The 14,775-nt window shown below is 71.0% G+C and carries 14 protein-coding genes; 9 read left to right on the top strand and 5 right to left on the bottom strand.

All coding sequences use genetic code 11. The features are described from left to right. Together AC1HFW_RS10345 and AC1HFW_RS10340 are read right to left on the bottom strand one after the other, a co-directional pair. Positions 1 to 1,182 (bottom strand): acetyl-CoA C-acyltransferase, encoded by a 1,182-nt coding sequence (locus AC1HFW_RS10345; protein ID WP_006395444.1) that lies wholly within the window; start codon positions 1,180 to 1,182, stop codon positions 1 to 3. Between the two features lie 25 nt (positions 1,183 to 1,207). After that, entirely contained in the window at positions 1,208 to 3,328 is a 2,121-nt protein-coding gene (locus AC1HFW_RS10340) for a 3-hydroxyacyl-CoA dehydrogenase NAD-binding domain-containing protein (protein WP_479283126.1), read from the bottom strand. Between the two features lie 280 nt (positions 3,329 to 3,608). On the opposite strand from AC1HFW_RS10340, the gene AC1HFW_RS10335 reads away from it, so the two are divergent. The 5 genes from AC1HFW_RS10335 (at position 3,609) to AC1HFW_RS10315 (ending at position 8,126) form a co-directional block, all read left to right on the top strand. Then, the gene (locus AC1HFW_RS10335) at positions 3,609 to 4,535 is read left to right on the top strand and encodes a LysR family transcriptional regulator (protein WP_006395441.1); all 927 of its coding nucleotides are present in this window, start codon (positions 3,609 to 3,611) and stop codon (positions 4,533 to 4,535) included. Between the two features lie 53 nt (positions 4,536 to 4,588). Further along, positions 4,589 to 5,146, top strand: coding sequence for an SMI1/KNR4 family protein (locus tag AC1HFW_RS10330; protein WP_479283123.1), 558 nt, complete (start codon positions 4,589 to 4,591; stop codon positions 5,144 to 5,146). A gap of 236 nt (positions 5,147 to 5,382) precedes the next feature. Then, positions 5,383 to 6,693, top strand: coding sequence for a hypothetical protein (locus tag AC1HFW_RS10325; RefSeq protein WP_006395439.1), 1,311 nt, complete (start codon positions 5,383 to 5,385; stop codon positions 6,691 to 6,693). Beyond that, complete coding sequence (locus AC1HFW_RS10320) at positions 6,675 to 7,292, top strand: hypothetical protein (protein WP_479283121.1); 618 nt, start codon at positions 6,675 to 6,677, stop codon at positions 7,290 to 7,292. Before AC1HFW_RS10325 ends, AC1HFW_RS10320 begins: the two co-directional genes overlap by 19 nt. A 102-nt stretch (positions 7,293 to 7,394) precedes the next feature. Continuing rightward, positions 7,395 to 8,126, top strand: coding sequence for a hypothetical protein (locus AC1HFW_RS10315; RefSeq protein WP_479283120.1), 732 nt, complete (start codon positions 7,395 to 7,397; stop codon positions 8,124 to 8,126). 22 nt (positions 8,127 to 8,148) lie between these two features. On the opposite strand, the gene AC1HFW_RS10310 is transcribed toward AC1HFW_RS10315, so the two are convergent. After that, positions 8,149 to 8,604 carry a DUF2000 domain-containing protein gene (locus tag AC1HFW_RS10310; protein ID WP_479283118.1) on the bottom strand — a complete coding sequence of 152 codons (456 nt, stop codon included), beginning with the start codon at positions 8,602 to 8,604 and terminating at the stop codon, positions 8,149 to 8,151. A 72-nt stretch (positions 8,605 to 8,676) separates the two neighbouring features. Next, positions 8,677 to 9,360 (bottom strand): HAD family hydrolase, encoded by a 684-nt coding sequence (locus AC1HFW_RS10305; protein ID WP_479283116.1) that lies wholly within the window; start codon positions 9,358 to 9,360, stop codon positions 8,677 to 8,679. 111 nt (positions 9,361 to 9,471) lie between these two features. Between AC1HFW_RS10305 and AC1HFW_RS10300 the strand changes: the two genes are divergently transcribed. After that, positions 9,472 to 10,281 carry an AraC family transcriptional regulator gene (locus AC1HFW_RS10300; protein WP_479283114.1) on the top strand — a complete coding sequence of 270 codons (810 nt, stop codon included), beginning with the start codon at positions 9,472 to 9,474 and terminating at the stop codon, positions 10,279 to 10,281. A gap of 4 nt (positions 10,282 to 10,285) precedes the next feature. Here the strand turns inward: AC1HFW_RS10300 and eno are convergent, their stop codons facing one another. After that, positions 10,286 to 11,566 (bottom strand): phosphopyruvate hydratase, encoded by a 1,281-nt coding sequence (gene eno / locus AC1HFW_RS10295; RefSeq protein WP_479283112.1) that lies wholly within the window; start codon positions 11,564 to 11,566, stop codon positions 10,286 to 10,288. A gap of 206 nt (positions 11,567 to 11,772) precedes the next feature. On the opposite strand from eno, the gene AC1HFW_RS10290 reads away from it, so the two are divergent. The 3 genes from AC1HFW_RS10290 (at position 11,773) to sodC (ending at position 14,772) form a co-directional block, all read left to right on the top strand. Continuing rightward, positions 11,773 to 12,642 (top strand): LysR substrate-binding domain-containing protein, encoded by an 870-nt coding sequence (locus tag AC1HFW_RS10290; RefSeq protein ID WP_479283110.1) that lies wholly within the window; start codon positions 11,773 to 11,775, stop codon positions 12,640 to 12,642. A gap of 157 nt (positions 12,643 to 12,799) precedes the next feature. Next, on the top strand, positions 12,800 to 14,044 hold the full coding sequence (locus AC1HFW_RS10285; RefSeq protein WP_479286487.1) for a DUF445 domain-containing protein: 1,245 nt from the start codon (positions 12,800 to 12,802) through the stop codon (positions 14,042 to 14,044). 200 nt (positions 14,045 to 14,244) lie between these two features. Then, a complete protein-coding gene (gene sodC, locus AC1HFW_RS10280; RefSeq protein WP_006395431.1) occupies positions 14,245 to 14,772 on the top strand; it encodes a superoxide dismutase family protein in 528 nt (175 codons plus the stop codon). Positions 14,773 to 14,775: the final 3 nt, after the last annotated feature.

The following is a 14,775-nucleotide window of genomic DNA, read 5'->3' as shown; positions in this document are numbered from 1 at the left end:
TCAGTAGATTTCAAACAGGCCGGCCGCGCCCATGCCGCCGCCCACGCACATGGTGACGACCGCGTAGCGGGCGCCGCGGCGGCGGCCTTCCAGCAGCACGTGGCCGGCCAGGCGGGCGCCGGTGACGCCGAACGGGTGGCCCAGCGCGATCGAGCCGCCGTTGACGTTCAGCCGCTCCATCGGGATGCCCAGGCGTTCCTGGCAGTACAGCGCCTGCGAGGCGAAGGCCTCGTTCAGTTCCCACAGGTCGATGTCGTCGACCTTCAGGCCGTGCCGCGCCAGCAGCTTGGGCACGGCGTAGACCGGGCCGATGCCCATTTCGTCGGGCTCGCAGCCGGCGATCGCCAGGCCGCGGAAGGCGCCCAGCGGGCGGATGCCGGCGCGTTGCGCCTCGGCCGCCTCCATCAGCACGCAGGCGGCCGCGCCGTCCGACAGCTGCGAAGCGTTGCCCGCCGTCACGAACTGGTCCGGGCCGCGCACCGGCGCCAGCTTGGCCAGCGCCTCGACGGTCGTGCCCGGACGGTTGCAGGTGTCCTGGTCGACGGTGACCTCGCGTTCCGACACGGCGCCGGTGGCGCGGTCGGTGACGGCCATGGTGGTGGTGACGGCGATGATCTCCTCGCGGTAGCGGCCGGCGGCCTGGGCGGCCTCGGTGCGCGCCTGGCTCTGCGCGGCGAAGCGGTCCTGCGCCTCGCGGCTGATGCCGTAGCGCGCGGCGACGATGTCGGCGGTCTCGATCATGGGCAGGTACAGCTCGGGCTTGTTGGCGATGATCCACGGGTCCATGCCGCTGACGCCGTCGTCGCGCGTGCGGATTTGCGACACCAGCTCGACGCCGCCCGCGATCATGGCGGGCGCGCCGTCCATCACGATGCGCGCCGCGGCCGAGGCGATGGCCTGCAGGCCCGAGGCGCAATAGCGGTTGACGGTGGCGCCGCCGATGCTGACCGGCAGGCCGGCGCGGATCACGGCCTGGCGGCCGATGTTGCGGCCGGTGGCGCCCTCGGGGTAGCCGCAGCCGATGAAGGCATCCTCGATCAGGGCGGGGTCGATGCCGCTGCGTTCGACCGCGGCGCTTACCGCGTGGGCGGCCAGGGTCGGCCCGGCGATCAGGTTGAATTCGCCGCGCTGCGCCTTGGTGATGGGCGTGCGGGCGGTGGAGACGATGACGGCTTCGCGCATATCGGTTTCCGTTGGGTGAGTGGGGTCAGGCGGCCTGGTTCAGGCTGGCGAAATCGCGGCCGGATTCGGCCAGTTCCACCAGTAGCGGCGATGGCTTCCAGAACGCGGGGTCTTCCTTGGCGTAGGCGCGGATGTCGGCCAGCACGTTGGCCAGCCCGACGCGGTCGGCGTAGTGCATCGGTCCGCCGCGATGGCGCGGAAAGCCGTAACCCGACAGGAACACCATGTCGATGTCCGACGGCCGCAGCGCGATGCCCTCGCGCAGCACGTTGGCCGCCTCGTTGATCATGGCCGCGAGGTAGCGGCGCTGGATGTCCTCGGCGCCGAAGGCGCGCGGCGCGACGCCGGCGCGCTGGCGTTCGGCAGCGATGATGGCCAGCACTTGCGGATCGGGCGTGCCGTGGCGCGCGCCGTCGGGATACAGGTAGAAGCCGCGGCCGGTCTTCTGGCCGAACCAGCCGCGCTCGCACAGGCGGTCCGGGATCTGCACGTAGCGCAGCGCCGGGTCGCGGGTGACGGCGCGGCGCTTGCGCGTGGCCCAGCCGATGTCGCCGCCGGCCAGGTCGACCATCTGGTATGGACCCATGGGATAGCCGAAGTCGCGCACGGCCGTGTCGATGTCGTACGGCGAGGCGCCATCCTCCATCATCATGTCGGCCGCCTGGCGGTGCACCGCCAGGATGCGGTTGCCGATGAAGCCGTCGCAGACGCCGGCGCGCACGGCGATCTTGCGCAGGCGGCGCGCCAGCTCGAAGCCGGTGGCCACGGTGTCGGCCGCCGTGTCGCGGCCGACCACCACTTCCAGCAGCTTCATGATGTTGGCGGGCGAGAAGAAGTGCAGCCCGAGCACGCGGCCCGGGTCGCGCGTGGCCTGGGCGATGCGGTCCACGTCCAGGTACGAGGTGTTGGTCGCCAGCACCGCGTCGGGCCGGACCACGCGATCCAGTTGCGCGAACACGGCCTGCTTCACGTCCATGTCCTCGAACACGGCCTCGATGACCAGGTCGGCATCGGCCAGCGCCGCGTAGTCGGTGGCGCCGGCCAGGCGCGCCAGGCGGGCGGCGCGCTCGTCGGCGCTCATGCGGCCCTTGCCCGCCAGCAGGTCGTAGACGTGCTCGACCCGTTGGCGGCCGCGCGCTAGCGCGGCGTCGTCCTGCTCGACCATGACCACCGGCAGGCCGGCGTCCAGCAGCGCCACGGCGATGCCGGCGCCCATGGTGCCGCCGCCGATCACGCCGACGCGCTCGAGCCGGCGCGGCCTGGCCTGTTTCAGTTCGGGGATCTTGGCGGTTTCGCGTTCGGCGAAGAAGGCGTGGATCAGGCCGGCGCGCTGCGGGCTGTCCAGGCATTGCAGGAACAGCGCGCGTTCTGTGCGCAGGCCTTCGTCGAACGGCAATTCGACGGCGGCGCGCACCGCCTCGAGGATCTTCGCCGGCGAGAACAGGCCGCGCGTGGTGGCGGCGATGCGCTGGCCGGCGGCGTCGATCGCGGCCAGCGCGGCGGCCTTGTCCGCCAGCGCCTGGCCGTCGCGGCTGCGGCGCGGCGCGGCGTTGCGCGCCAGCAGGCGGCGCGTGTAGTCCAGGCCAGCGGCCAGCGGGTCGGCGCCGGCCGCCAGTTCATCGGCCAGGCCGGCGGCGACGGCGGCCTGCGCCGTCATCGGCTTGCCCGACAGCATCAGGTCCAGCGCCGCGGCGGCGCCGATCAGGCGCGGCGCGCGCTGCGTGCCGCCAGCGCCGGGCAGCAGGCCCAGCGTCACTTCGGGCAGGCCCAGCTTGGCGCCGGGCAGGGCCACGCGGTAGTGCGCGGCCAGCGCCACTTCCAGCCCGCCGCCCAGCGCCGCGCCGTGCAGCGCGGCCACCACCGGCTTGGCGCTGGCCTCGATCCGGTTGCAGACGTCGGGCAGGGCGGGCGGCCGCGGCGGCTTGCCGAATTCGCGGATGTCGGCGCCGGCGATGAAGTTGTTGCCGGCGCCGGTCAGCAGCACGGCCCGCACCTGCGGATCGGCCTGGGCCTGATCGATGGCCTGGAGCAGGCCGGCGCGCACCTCGGCGCTCAGGGCATTGACGGGCGGATGGTCGATGGTGACGACGAGAACGTCGGCGTCGCGGCGCGTGTGGACCGCGCCGGCGGGGCTGCTGGCTGCCATGGGACAGTGTCTCCGGTAGGGTCGCCGCCCGCGCCGGCCAGGCCGGGATGGCGCGGCGAGGCGGAAAGGCCTCTGTGCCGGCGGGTCCCGGGGCGAACGCGGCGCTGTCGCGGCGCCTGGCGGGCCAGGAACGGCCCGTCTTGTATCCGTCTATTCTTTCCCAGCAAAGAAGTCTTGACAATGGCATCCATAATTGACAATGACGATAAGATAATTTGACAATGCCACCGGACCGCCGGGATGCAATGGACAACGCCAGCGCGGGTCCGGGAGATTCGACATGGATACGAAAGCGCTGACCCTGCTGGTGGAGATCGTGGACGCGGGCAACCTGAGCGAAGCGGCGCGCCGGCTGAAGATGACGCGCGCCAACGTCAGCTACCACCTGACCCAGCTCGAGCGCGCCGTCGGCATGCAGCTGCTGCGGCGCACCACGCGCCACGTCGAGCCCACTGAAATCGGACTCAAGCTGTACCAGCACGGCCGCAGCATCCAGGACGAACTGGCGGCGGCGCGCGAGGCCGTCGAAACGCTGGGCAAGACGCCGCAGGGCAAGGTGCGCTTGAGCGTGCCGAGCGGCTATGGCCAGTTCGTGATGATGCCGTGGCTGATCGAGTTCAAGCAGGCCTATCCCGACATCGTGCTGGACGTGCTGTTCGAGAACAGCGTCGATGACCTGCTGCGCGACGAGGTCGACATCGCCGTGCGCATCATGTCCGAGCCGCCGCACAACCTGGTGGCGCGCGAACTGGGCCAGGTGCGCTACGTGGCCTGTGCCTCGCGCGATTTCGCGCGCGCCCGCGGCCTGCCGGACAAGCCGGCGGAGCTGGCGCGCCTGCCCATCATCAGCGCCGCCGTCATCGGCCGGCCGCTGCGGCTGTCGGCCTACTACGGCGGCCAGCCGCGCCAGCACGTGGTGCTGGAGCCCACCGTCATTTCACGCAACTACGCCTTCCTGCGCGAGGCGACCCTGGCCGGGCTGGGCATCGGCGTGGTGCCCGATTACGTGGTGCATGACGACATCGCGCGCGGCGACCTGCTGCCCGCCTTGCCACAATGGCGGCTGAGCATCTTCGGCCGCGCCATGTACATGCTGTACATGCCCAACCGCCATCACCCGCGCGCGATTTCCATGATGATCGAGTTCATCCAGCAGCGCGCGCAGGCGGCGCACGAAGGGCGACCCGGGCTGCTGGGCGCGGCATAGGGGCCGGCCGCGCCCGCCGGCTATCATCGGCGTCCCTGCCTCTGGATGCCGCCATGTCGACTGCCGATTGGAGTTTTCTCGCGCCCGCCCGGCGCCTGGCCTGGGATTTCACTCAGGCGCGGGCCTTGACCGGCCTGGCGCTGCCGCCGAGCTATCGCAGCTTCAGCGAACAGGTCGGGCCGGGTTCGGTGGGCGGCCTGTTCTATGTCTGCCCGCCACTACCCGTGCCGCCCGGTGGGGCGGCGCTGGCCGGGCACCACGCGCACTGGCGGGCAAACCTGGCCGAGATGCGCGCCCATTGGCGGGAAGAGGGCGTCGAGATCGGCGAGGACGAGGCCTTGGAGCAGGATCCCGCCTTCCCGCCCGTGGAGCTGGATCGCCTGTTCTTCTTCGGCGGCGGCCACAACGGCGAACTGCTGTGCTGGGACACCGCGCGGCCGTTGCCGTCCGGCGAGTTCCCGATTCATGTGATCGGCATGCGTTATGCGCGGATACGGCGCGTCGCGGACGACCTGCAGGGCTTTTTCCGGGCCATGATGCGGGCCGACGCCATCCAGCGCGCGCTCGGCCCCGGCTACGCGCCGATCCGGGCCACCTTCGAACCGTGGTGATACCCGCCCGGCGCCCAGCCGCTGGCGGCGATGCGCGCCCGGCGGCAGGCGCGGCATGCCTTGCGCGAGAGTTTGACAAAAAGAAACATAATGATAAAAATGCCGACCATTCCCGCCCGCCGTCCTGGCGGGAAGCTTTGGCCGAGGAACGGGCAGCGTGTTGAGCGCCGCCTGACCGCCGCGCCGGGCTTGGGCGTTGTTCCGATCCATTGCGGGCCTTTTCTTGCGGAGCAAGTATGGCTTTCGTATTCATGCGCCGGCGTCGGGCCGGCCTGCGGCGGCAAGGCGCCGTCTTGCGGTGGGGCATGTTGGGGCTGGTGGCGGGATTGTTGGCGGGATGCGCGGGAGGCGAGCCGCGCATCGGCGATGCCTACACCGTGCATACCCCGATCTACGCGGACAACCGCATCTTCTATCTCAAGCCCGGTGACGACGAACGCGCGCGCGTGCTGGAGCAGGCCGGCGCGCCGGCGTCTTCGGATGCGGAACGGCAGCTGGCGGTGCCCGCCAACGCGCCGCTCTCGATCATGATGCGGTCGGTCGAGATCCCGGCGCTGAAGGACGCGGCCGGCGTCAAGACCGCCGGCATCGACGGCCCGGCGGACTACGCGGTGATCCTCGACATCGCCGCCAAGGACGACGGCAGCAATCAGTCCATCGTGGTCTGGTATCAGCGCGGCGTGCAGCCCGACCAATCCCTGAACTTCTCCAACCTGCTGGTGTACTACGTGCAGCGCTGGGACGAGCGCGTGGCGCCGTCGTTCCGGCTGCGCGTGATGGACGTCACCACCGAACGCAACGCCGAGACCCTGCGCGCGCTGCAGCGGGCGCAGGGCGTGGCCAACGGCGCGGCGAGCCTGGCCAACAATCCGCTGGTGTCGCCGCTGGTGGGGGTGGCCTTCACCGCCGCCGAGCTGGTGCTGGCGAACCAGCGCAACCGCATGGTGCTGGACTACAGCGTGCAGCTGTATTCGCAGTCGGCGGTGAGCCAGTCGGCCGGCTCCAACCTGGGGCTGCTCAAGCAGGGCACCTATGTGGTGGTGGGGCGCCCGGTGGCCGGCACGCGCGGCTTCTGGGAAAAGGCGCTGACCTACAACACCCGCACCAACCAGGTGATGGATGGCGCCGCGCCGCTGAACGTGCCGACCGCGCTGGTGTCGGTGGGCACCTTCGAGAGCATCGTGCCCAAGTCGGTGCTGGAAAAGTCGGTGGCGCTGACCTCGCTGCTGGGCAAGGTCGGCACCAGCGCGTCGATCGAACAGGTCAGCGATGCGCAGGACCGGCTGCAGGCTGCGTTGACGGCGTATACGCTGGGCGAACGGCTGGCGCGTTATCGGGATAAGAACACCCTGAACGATATTTCCCTGAAGCTGGCGGATGACAAATTCTCCAAGACCCTGGGTGGCGAAGAGCGCTTCCTGTTGCTGCGCGGTTTGAACGCGTGCTTCCAGCTGGAGAAGCGCAACCTGAAACCGCTTGCCAATCTGGATGAATTCCGAGATCTCCACGACAAACCGGAGGGCCAGGAATGCGTCGATCGATCCTAGCCTGGCCGCAGGGAGCGGGCGGCGGCTTGTGGCGGCGTCTGCCCAAGCTGTTGTTGCCGGCCCTGGCCGCGGTGCTGTTCGGGGGTTGTGCATCCACCGGACAGCAACCGCGTACCGCGGCGGTGGCGCCAGCGGGCGCGCCGATGCCGGCCCCGGCCTCGGCCCCGGCGGGGGGCGCCGTGTGGCTCGGCACGGCAGGGATTGTCGTGCCTGACGCGATTCCCTTGCCGCGCCTGTTCTCGCACCGCCTGCTGACACCGCCGCTGCAACTGGTGCAGATCGCCCTGGGCGGCGGCATCCCGACTCCGCTCGCGGCCATGCGGCGCTTTGCCGATGCCGCGCCGCCCGCGCTGGCGCAACGCGGCCTGCTGCGCGCGCGGGCCATGCTGGAACCCGAGGCGGGTTGGGTCACGCTGGTGGCCAGGGCGCAGGGCGTCGATTGGGTCTTTGGCATCCAGTTCACCGCCGAGGATGGCGGGCTGTTGACGCTGCGACTGCGCACTGCCGGGGCGGGCAATATCGACGACCCCCGTCCGCAAGAAATGGACGCGCACATCGCCAACCTGGCGGCGGTGGCGGAAAGCCTGCTGACCGATTGAACGTGATGCGGCCGGCGCGCGGGCGCGGTCCTCTGGTATAAGGCCTGGAGTCGTCATCGGCCGCAAGGCCGGTCGTCCTGACCTGACCGAGAGAGGTACACCTTGCCGCATTCGATCACCGCGCGCCGCCTGCTGGCGCTGGCGGCCCGCCAGTTCACGGCACAGGTTCCCGGTATGGTCGCCGCCGCGCCGTGGGCCTGCGTGGCGTTCGCGTTGTCGTTGCCGGGCGCGCTCCTGCTGAACCAGGCGGGCGCTCCGCGCCAAACGTGGTTCCTGCTGGCGGCGGTGGTCAATCTGCTGGCCCTGGCGCGCATGGCGCTGGCGTGGCAACGCCAGCTGGCGGGCGCGCCGCGCCAGGCGCCGCGCCTGGATGGTGCCCATGCCAGGGTGTTGGGCCTGGTGTTCGGCGCGATCGTCTGTATCGCCGCCTTGAAGGCGGTCAGCGGCAGCCTGACGCTCACGTTGTACTTCCAGATGCCGGACACGCCGAGCACGGTGTTCCTGATGATCGCGCTGCTGGTATTGCTGATCCTGTGGCTGCCCGTGATGCACCTGCTGGGGGGCTGGTCCCTGGCGCTGCCGCGGGCCGCGCTGGCGGACGGCTATGGCTGGCGGCAATCGCGCCAGGCATTGCGCGGCGCGGTCTGGCCATTCTCCGCCGTGCTGCTGTTGCTGACGGGCCTTACCGAGGTGACCGGCGCCGCGTTGCGCGAGGCGCTGTCGCTGTACAGGCTGGATGCCATCGTCACGGCGACGGGCGGCCTGCTGCTCACGCTGGCGTTGCTGTTGTTCCTGTCGATCCTGTGCGCCACGGCGTACCGCGAGCGCGCCTGACCGGTTCCCCTGGCGCGGGCGTTCAACGCAGCATCGGCAGGCTGCCGGTCAGCGCGTTGATCCAGCGCCTGGCCCCGGCCAGGCCGACGCCGAGCAGGGGCTGGTCGCGATGCGACGTCTCGCGGTGCCGCGCCCAATACTGGACGGCCTCATGGATCTCGCGGGCGTAGGCCGGAAACACGGCCAGCCGCGCGCCGTCGGGCGGCGCCAGCGCCAGCCGTTCGCGCAGTTGCGCCATGCGCACCGCATCGGCCGAGAGCACGATGATGGGCAGATGCGAGATGGCCGACGACGCCATGCCGTCCGGATCCCGCAGCGGCGCGCCGGCCCAGCCCGGCGAGGCGGCCGCGAGGCCTGCGGCCAGGCAGGCCGAGACGTTGGCGGCCTGGCCCACGCCGAGCGTTGCCGCCAGCACGATCACGATTTTCTCCGGCAGGGCGGGCGCGGACGGGACGACAGGGGCGGTGGGGACGGACATGCGCGGTTCCTCGGCGAAAACCGCCATCGTCGACGCTTGCGCCGGCGCTGTCTTGAACGCCAGTGAACGCGTTCAGGCCGGCGCCGCCGCCAGCCGCGTCAACGCGGCCGGGGCGCCGGTCAGGTCCGGCAGCACGGTGGCGCCGCGCTCGGCCAGCAGCCGCGCCTGCGCCGTCGCGCCCACGCCCAGGAATCGCAAGCCCAGCCGGGCGGCCACTTCCAGGTCCCAGCGGCCATCGCCCATCGACAGCGCCAAGCCATCGCATGCCCGCGGATGCATCTGCCGCGCATGGGCCACGGCGCGCGCCACCAGGGCGTCGCGCGCCGGCTCCTCGCTGGCGGTGAACAGCGCATCGGGCGGGTAGGCAATGCCGGCCGCGTCCAGTTTCAGGCCGCTGACCGCGCGCACGCCGCCGGTGGCGTAGACCACCGCCCAGTCCGAACTGTCGAGCCAGCGCGTGAAGGCCGCCGCGCCGGGGATTTCGCGGATCGGCGCGGCCGCCATGCCGGCGCGAAAGCGCTCGGCCAGGTCCTGCTCGAACCCGGCCTGCATCGCGGCGGACGGCGCCGCCAGGCCATGGCGGGCCAGCGCGTGCCGCAGGATGCCGGTGTCGGTGTGGTGGGGGTAGCCGCCCCAGTCCGTATCCAGCGACGGCAGCGCCAGCGCCTGCATCGCGCCCAGGAAAGCGCGCTGGTGCAGCGCCACGGTGTCGGTCAGGGTGCCGTCGATGTCGAGCACGAGGATGTGTTTTTTCATGAAGGGCCGTGGCAATGTCAAAATCCGGATTCTAGGAACGGGCGACCCTGCCGGTGGCGGGGATCCGGACAATGACTACGCCGTTTCGGACAACCCGGCGGCGCACCGACGATGACGGCGCAAAACAGCACCCGCGGCACCCGCAAGAGCACCAACCAGGTCGACTATCAGTGGCTCGACCGCCCGGTGGGCGCGATGCCCAAGGATTACCCGGACGGCCATCACAGCCGCCCGCACCAGCACCCGCGCGACCAGCTCATGTACGCGGTACAGGGCGTGATGCAGGTCAGCGCCGCCGGCAGCGTATGGCTGGTGCCGCCGCGCAGCGCGCTGTGGATGCCGGCCGGCGTGACGCACGAAACCCGCATGCGCGGCCGCGTGTCGCTGCGCACCGCCTACATCGTGCCCGGCCTGGGCGCGGGCCGCGGGCCGGCGCTGACCGGCGTTTCGCCGCTGCTGCACGAGCTGCTGCTGCGCGCCGCCGACATGCCGATGGACTACGACCCGGCAGGCAAGGACGGACTGATCGCGCAGCTGCTGATGCGCGAGATCGATTGGGACGGCCTGGCCCACCTGGACATGCCGTGGCCGGCCGACGCGCGCTTGCGCGCCATCCACGAACACCTGCTGCGCCAGCCGGCCGATGGCGACGGGCTGGCGGCCTGGGCCGCGCGCCTGGCGCTATCCGAACGCACGCTGGCGCGGCTTTTCCTGCGCGACACCGGGCTGGGCTTCACCGCCTGGCGCCAGCGGGTGCGCCTGATGGTGGCGTTGAGCCGGCTGGCGCAGGGCGCGCCGGTGGGCGTGGTGGCCCATGAAACCGGCTACGCCACGGCCAGCGCCTTCGCCGCCATGTTCAAGCGCCTGACCGGCGCCTTGCCGAGCCGCTATCTGGCGGCATCGTCGCCGGCCGCGCGCTAGACCGTCAGCCGCGCCGCACGATCGCGCTGGCGCCGGCATAGACCGCGGCCGCGCCCAGCTCGCGCTCGATGCGCAGCAGGCGGTTGTACTTGGCGGTGCGGTCGGCGCGCGACAGCGAGCCGGTCTTGATCATGCCGCAGTTGGCCGCCACCGCCAGGTCGGCGATGCTGGTGTCCTCGGTTTCGCCGGAGCGGTGCGACATGACCACGCCATAGCCGGCCCGGCGCGCCAGCGCCAGCACCCGGCCGGTCTCGCTGAGCGTGCCGATCTGGTTGATCTTGACCAGGATGGCATTGGCCACGCCCTGTTCGATGCGGGCCTGGAACAGTTGCGGGTTGGTGCAGAACACGTCGTCGCCCACCAGCTGGCAGGCGCCGCCGAGCGTCGCGCCCAGCACCTTCCAGCCGATCGTGTCGTCCTCGGCCATGCCGTCCTCGATCGAGACGATGGGGTAGTCGCGCACCAGTCCGGCCAGGTACTGCACCTGTTGCTCGGCGCCGCGCAGCAGGTTCTCGCCGTGGTAGCGGTAGCCCTCCGGACCATGGAATTCGCTGGCGGCCGGATCCAGCGCCAGCGCGATGTCGGCGCCGGGGCGCAGGCCGGCGCGCTCGATCGCGGCCATGATGAAGTCCAGCGCCTCGGGCGCGTTGCGCAGCATGGGCGCAAAGCCGCCTTCATCGCCCACGTTGACGCTGTGGCCGGCGGCCTTGAGTGCGTGGCGCAGCGTGTGGAACACCTCCGCGCCCATGCGCAGGGCTTCCCGGAAGCTGTCCGCGCCCACCGGCAGGATCATGAATTCCTGGAAATCGAGCGGATTGTCGGCATGCGCGCCGCCGTTGATGATGTTGATCATCGGCACCGGCAGGGTCTGCGCCTGCACGCCGCCGATGTGGCGCCACAGCGGCAGCCGCTGGCTGTTGGCGGCCGCATGGGCCACCGCCAGCGACACGCCGAGCAGGGCATTGGCGCCCAGCCGGCTCTTGTCGGGCGTGCCGTCCAGCTCGATCATGACCTGGTCGATATGGGCCTGCTGGTCGGCGGGCAGGCCCAGCAGGGCGGCGCGCAGCTCGGTATTGACCGCGCCGACCGCGCCCAGCACGCCCTTGCCCAGGTAGCGGGCGGCGTCGCCGTCGCGCCGCTCCAGGGCCTCGCGCTTGCCGGTCGAGGCGCCCGACGGCACCAGGGCCAGGCCCTGCGCGCCGTCGGCCAGGCGGACCTCGACTTCGACGGTGGGATTGCCGCGGCTGTCCAGCGCTTCGTGGGCGGCCAGGTGGGTAATGTGCATGGGGGGCTCCGGAAAGGATTTCGGGTTGGGATGATCGTCAGTTAATTCAAACAAGCGGAAATCGGCACAGGCACGCTGGCGCCGGATATGTACGCCGGTGGAGCGGGCGGTTAGCGATTGCAATGCCGACATGCTAAAAACGGGCCTTGGATCCGACAATGCAGTTTTTCTGCCCCTTCGTCAGTTTTCCTGACAGATGACCCGCCATGCGCCAGTTGCCGCCCCTGTCCGCCGTCCGCGCCTTCGAAGCCATCGCCCGCAGCGGCTCGGTCACCCGCGCCGCCGAGGAACTGTGCCGCAGCCACGGCGCCGTCAGCCGCCATCTGCGCCTGCTGCAGGAACACGCCGGCGTGGCGCTGTTCGAGAAGGACGGCACCGGCCTGCGCCTGACCCAGGCCGGCGCCACGTTCTACGCCTCGGTGCGCGCGGCCTTCGACCAGCTTGAAAACGCCTACGAGCGCCTGGCGCGCGAATCGCAGGCGCCGGGACTGCACGTGGCTTGCAGCGCCACCTTCGCCATGCGTTGGCTGGTGCCGCAACTGGCCGTGTTCTATCGCAAGCACCCCGAGATCCGCATCCGCCTGTCGATGACCTCGGCGCGCGAAATGCGCAACGAGGGCGCCGACCTGATCCTGGCCTGGGACCTGTCCGGTTACGCCGAGGCCGACCGGCGCCAGGCCCTGGCGCTGGCGCCGGTGCGCTTCGGCGCGGTCTGCACGCCGGCCTATGCGCGCAAGAAGCCGACCACGCGCGTGCGCATCGCCCATGAATACACCTCCAGCGCCTGGAACCAGTGGGAGGCCATCACCGGGCAACCGGCGGCGCAAGGCGACACGCTGGCGTTTCCGCACACTCACCTGTGCATCGAGGCCGCGCTGTCGGGCCTGGGCGTGGCGCTGGTCGAACGGCGGCTGATCTCGCGCGAGTTGCAGGAAGGGCAGCTGGTGGCGCCCTACGGCTTCGTGCCGTTCGACGGCGGCCTGCGCGCGGTGCCGGCCGCCGGCCGCGCCCGCACCGCCCATGCCGATGCCTTCATCGCCTGGCTGCGCGGCGCGCTGGCCGGGCCCGAGGACTGACGGCCGCGCGGCGTGGCCGCCCGGCTTGGTATGCTGGGCGGGCATTCCCGCCGGAGACCCCATGACCGATACGCCGCCTTCCGCCAGTCCGTCCTCGCCGGCCTTCGCCACCCGCTCGGCGCTGGCGTCGCAAGCGCGCCGCGCGCAATTGCGGCGCATGAAGATCGCCGCGCTGGCCCTGCTGGTGGCGATGATCAGCGGCTTCATCGCCAGCCACGTCATGGGCGGGCAGGGCGCCTGGGCCTGGGTGCGGGCCTTCTGCGAGGCCGCCACCGTGGGCGCGCTGGCCGACTGGTTCGCGGTGGTGGCGCTGTTCCGCCGGCCGATGGGCCTGCCGATTCCGCACACCGCCATCATCCCCAGCAACAAGGACCGCATCGGCGACAACCTCGCGGTGTTCGTGCGCGACCATTTCCTCGACCCCGATACGCTGATGGCGAAGCTGCGCGGCTTCGACCCGGCCGCGCGCCTGTCGCGCTGGCTGGCGCGGCCCAAGCAGGCGCACGCGCTCAGCGATGGCGCGCGGCGCGTCGCGCTGCAGACGCTGGACCTGCTGGACGACCACGCGGTGCGCGGCGTGATCCAGGAATTCGTGGTGAAGAACCTGCGGCGCTGGGACGCGGCCGGCACCGCCGGCGAAGTGCTGGGCCTCCTGACCCGCGACGGCCGTCACCAGGAATTGCTGGACGCCGCCATGGAGCGGCTGGGCGGCTACCTGGGCGACGAAGACGTCAAGGAACGCGCCTCGGCGCTGCTGGTCAAGTTCGCCCGCAAGGAATGGCCGCGCATCATCGCGGCCGTGGACGTCATCGCCTCGGTCGACGGCATCGCCGACAACCTGGCCGACCGCCTGGCGCGCGCGCTGGTGCAGGAATTGCGCGACGTGCTGTCCGAGCCCGACCACCCGGTGCGGCGCGACTACGAGGCCTGGGTGCTGGACTACATCGCGCGCCTGGGCACCGATCCGGCGCTGGCCGCGCAGGTCGAGGCCATGAAGCAGCGCGCCATCGACCACCCCAAGGTGCAGGAATACGTGCAAGGCCTGTGGGACGACATCCACGCCGCGCTGCGGCGCGACCTGAGCGACGAGCATTCGGCCCTGGCCGCGCACCTGGAAAGCGCCTTGCTGGCGCTGGCGCGCAAGCTGGGCGAAGACCCGGACCTGCGCGAGGCCATCAACAGCCACGTGCTGGGCGCGGCGCGGCGCCTGACCGGGCGGCTGCGCATCGGCGTCACCGAGCACATCTCGCGCACCGTCAAGCTGTGGGACGAGCGCCACCTGGTGGACGAACTGGAACTGAGCGTGGGGCGCGACCTGCAATACATCCGCTTCAACGGTACGTTGGTGGGCGGCCTGATCGGCGTGCTGCTGCACGCGGCGGTACTGCTGGCGACGGGCTAGGGCCGACGCGCGGATGCCAAAGGGGCGCGCGCCGGAGTTGCGGACGTGTCCGATGTATCAGGAACGAAGATTGCTGGCGAAGCGCCCTGGCGCGGTGCTATTGTCTTTGGCAGTCTCCGGGCCCGCCGTCAGGCCCCCGGAACGCTCTCCGCCCAGCCGGGCGGTTCGTATCACGCGCATCTCTCCCAGGAGGCAAGTCCATGAAGAAATTCTCGATTCTCGTTGCAACGCTGGCGCTGGCCGGCATCTCTGCCGCCGCCCAGGCCGAGAGTGTCACGATGTCGGTCCTGAACGAGGACGGCAGCGTGGGCAAGAGCGCGGGCACCATCACGCTCGAACAAACCAAGGCGGGCCTGAAGTTCACGCCCAAGCTCACCGGCCTGCCGCCGGGCGAGCATGGCTTCCACGTGCATGAAAACGGTTCCTGCGCGTCGACCACGGTCGACGGCAAGGTGATGCCGGGCGGCGCCGCCGGCGGCCACCTGGATCCGCAGGGCACCAAAGCGCACAAGGGCCCGCTGGCCACCGACGGCCACCTGGGCGACCTGCCGTTCATCACCGTGGGCGCCGATGGCAACGCCAAGACCGCCGTGGTGGCGCCGCGCCTGAAGCTGGCCGACGTCAAGCAGCATGCGCTGATGATCCACGTCGGCGCCGACAACTACAGCGACACGCCCAAGCCGCTGGGCGGCGGGGGCGGCCGCATGGTCTGCGGCGTGGTGAAGTGACGC

This window comes from Achromobacter sp. ISS7, assembly GCF_056523125.1.
This window is presented reverse-complemented; position numbering and strand designations above follow the sequence as displayed.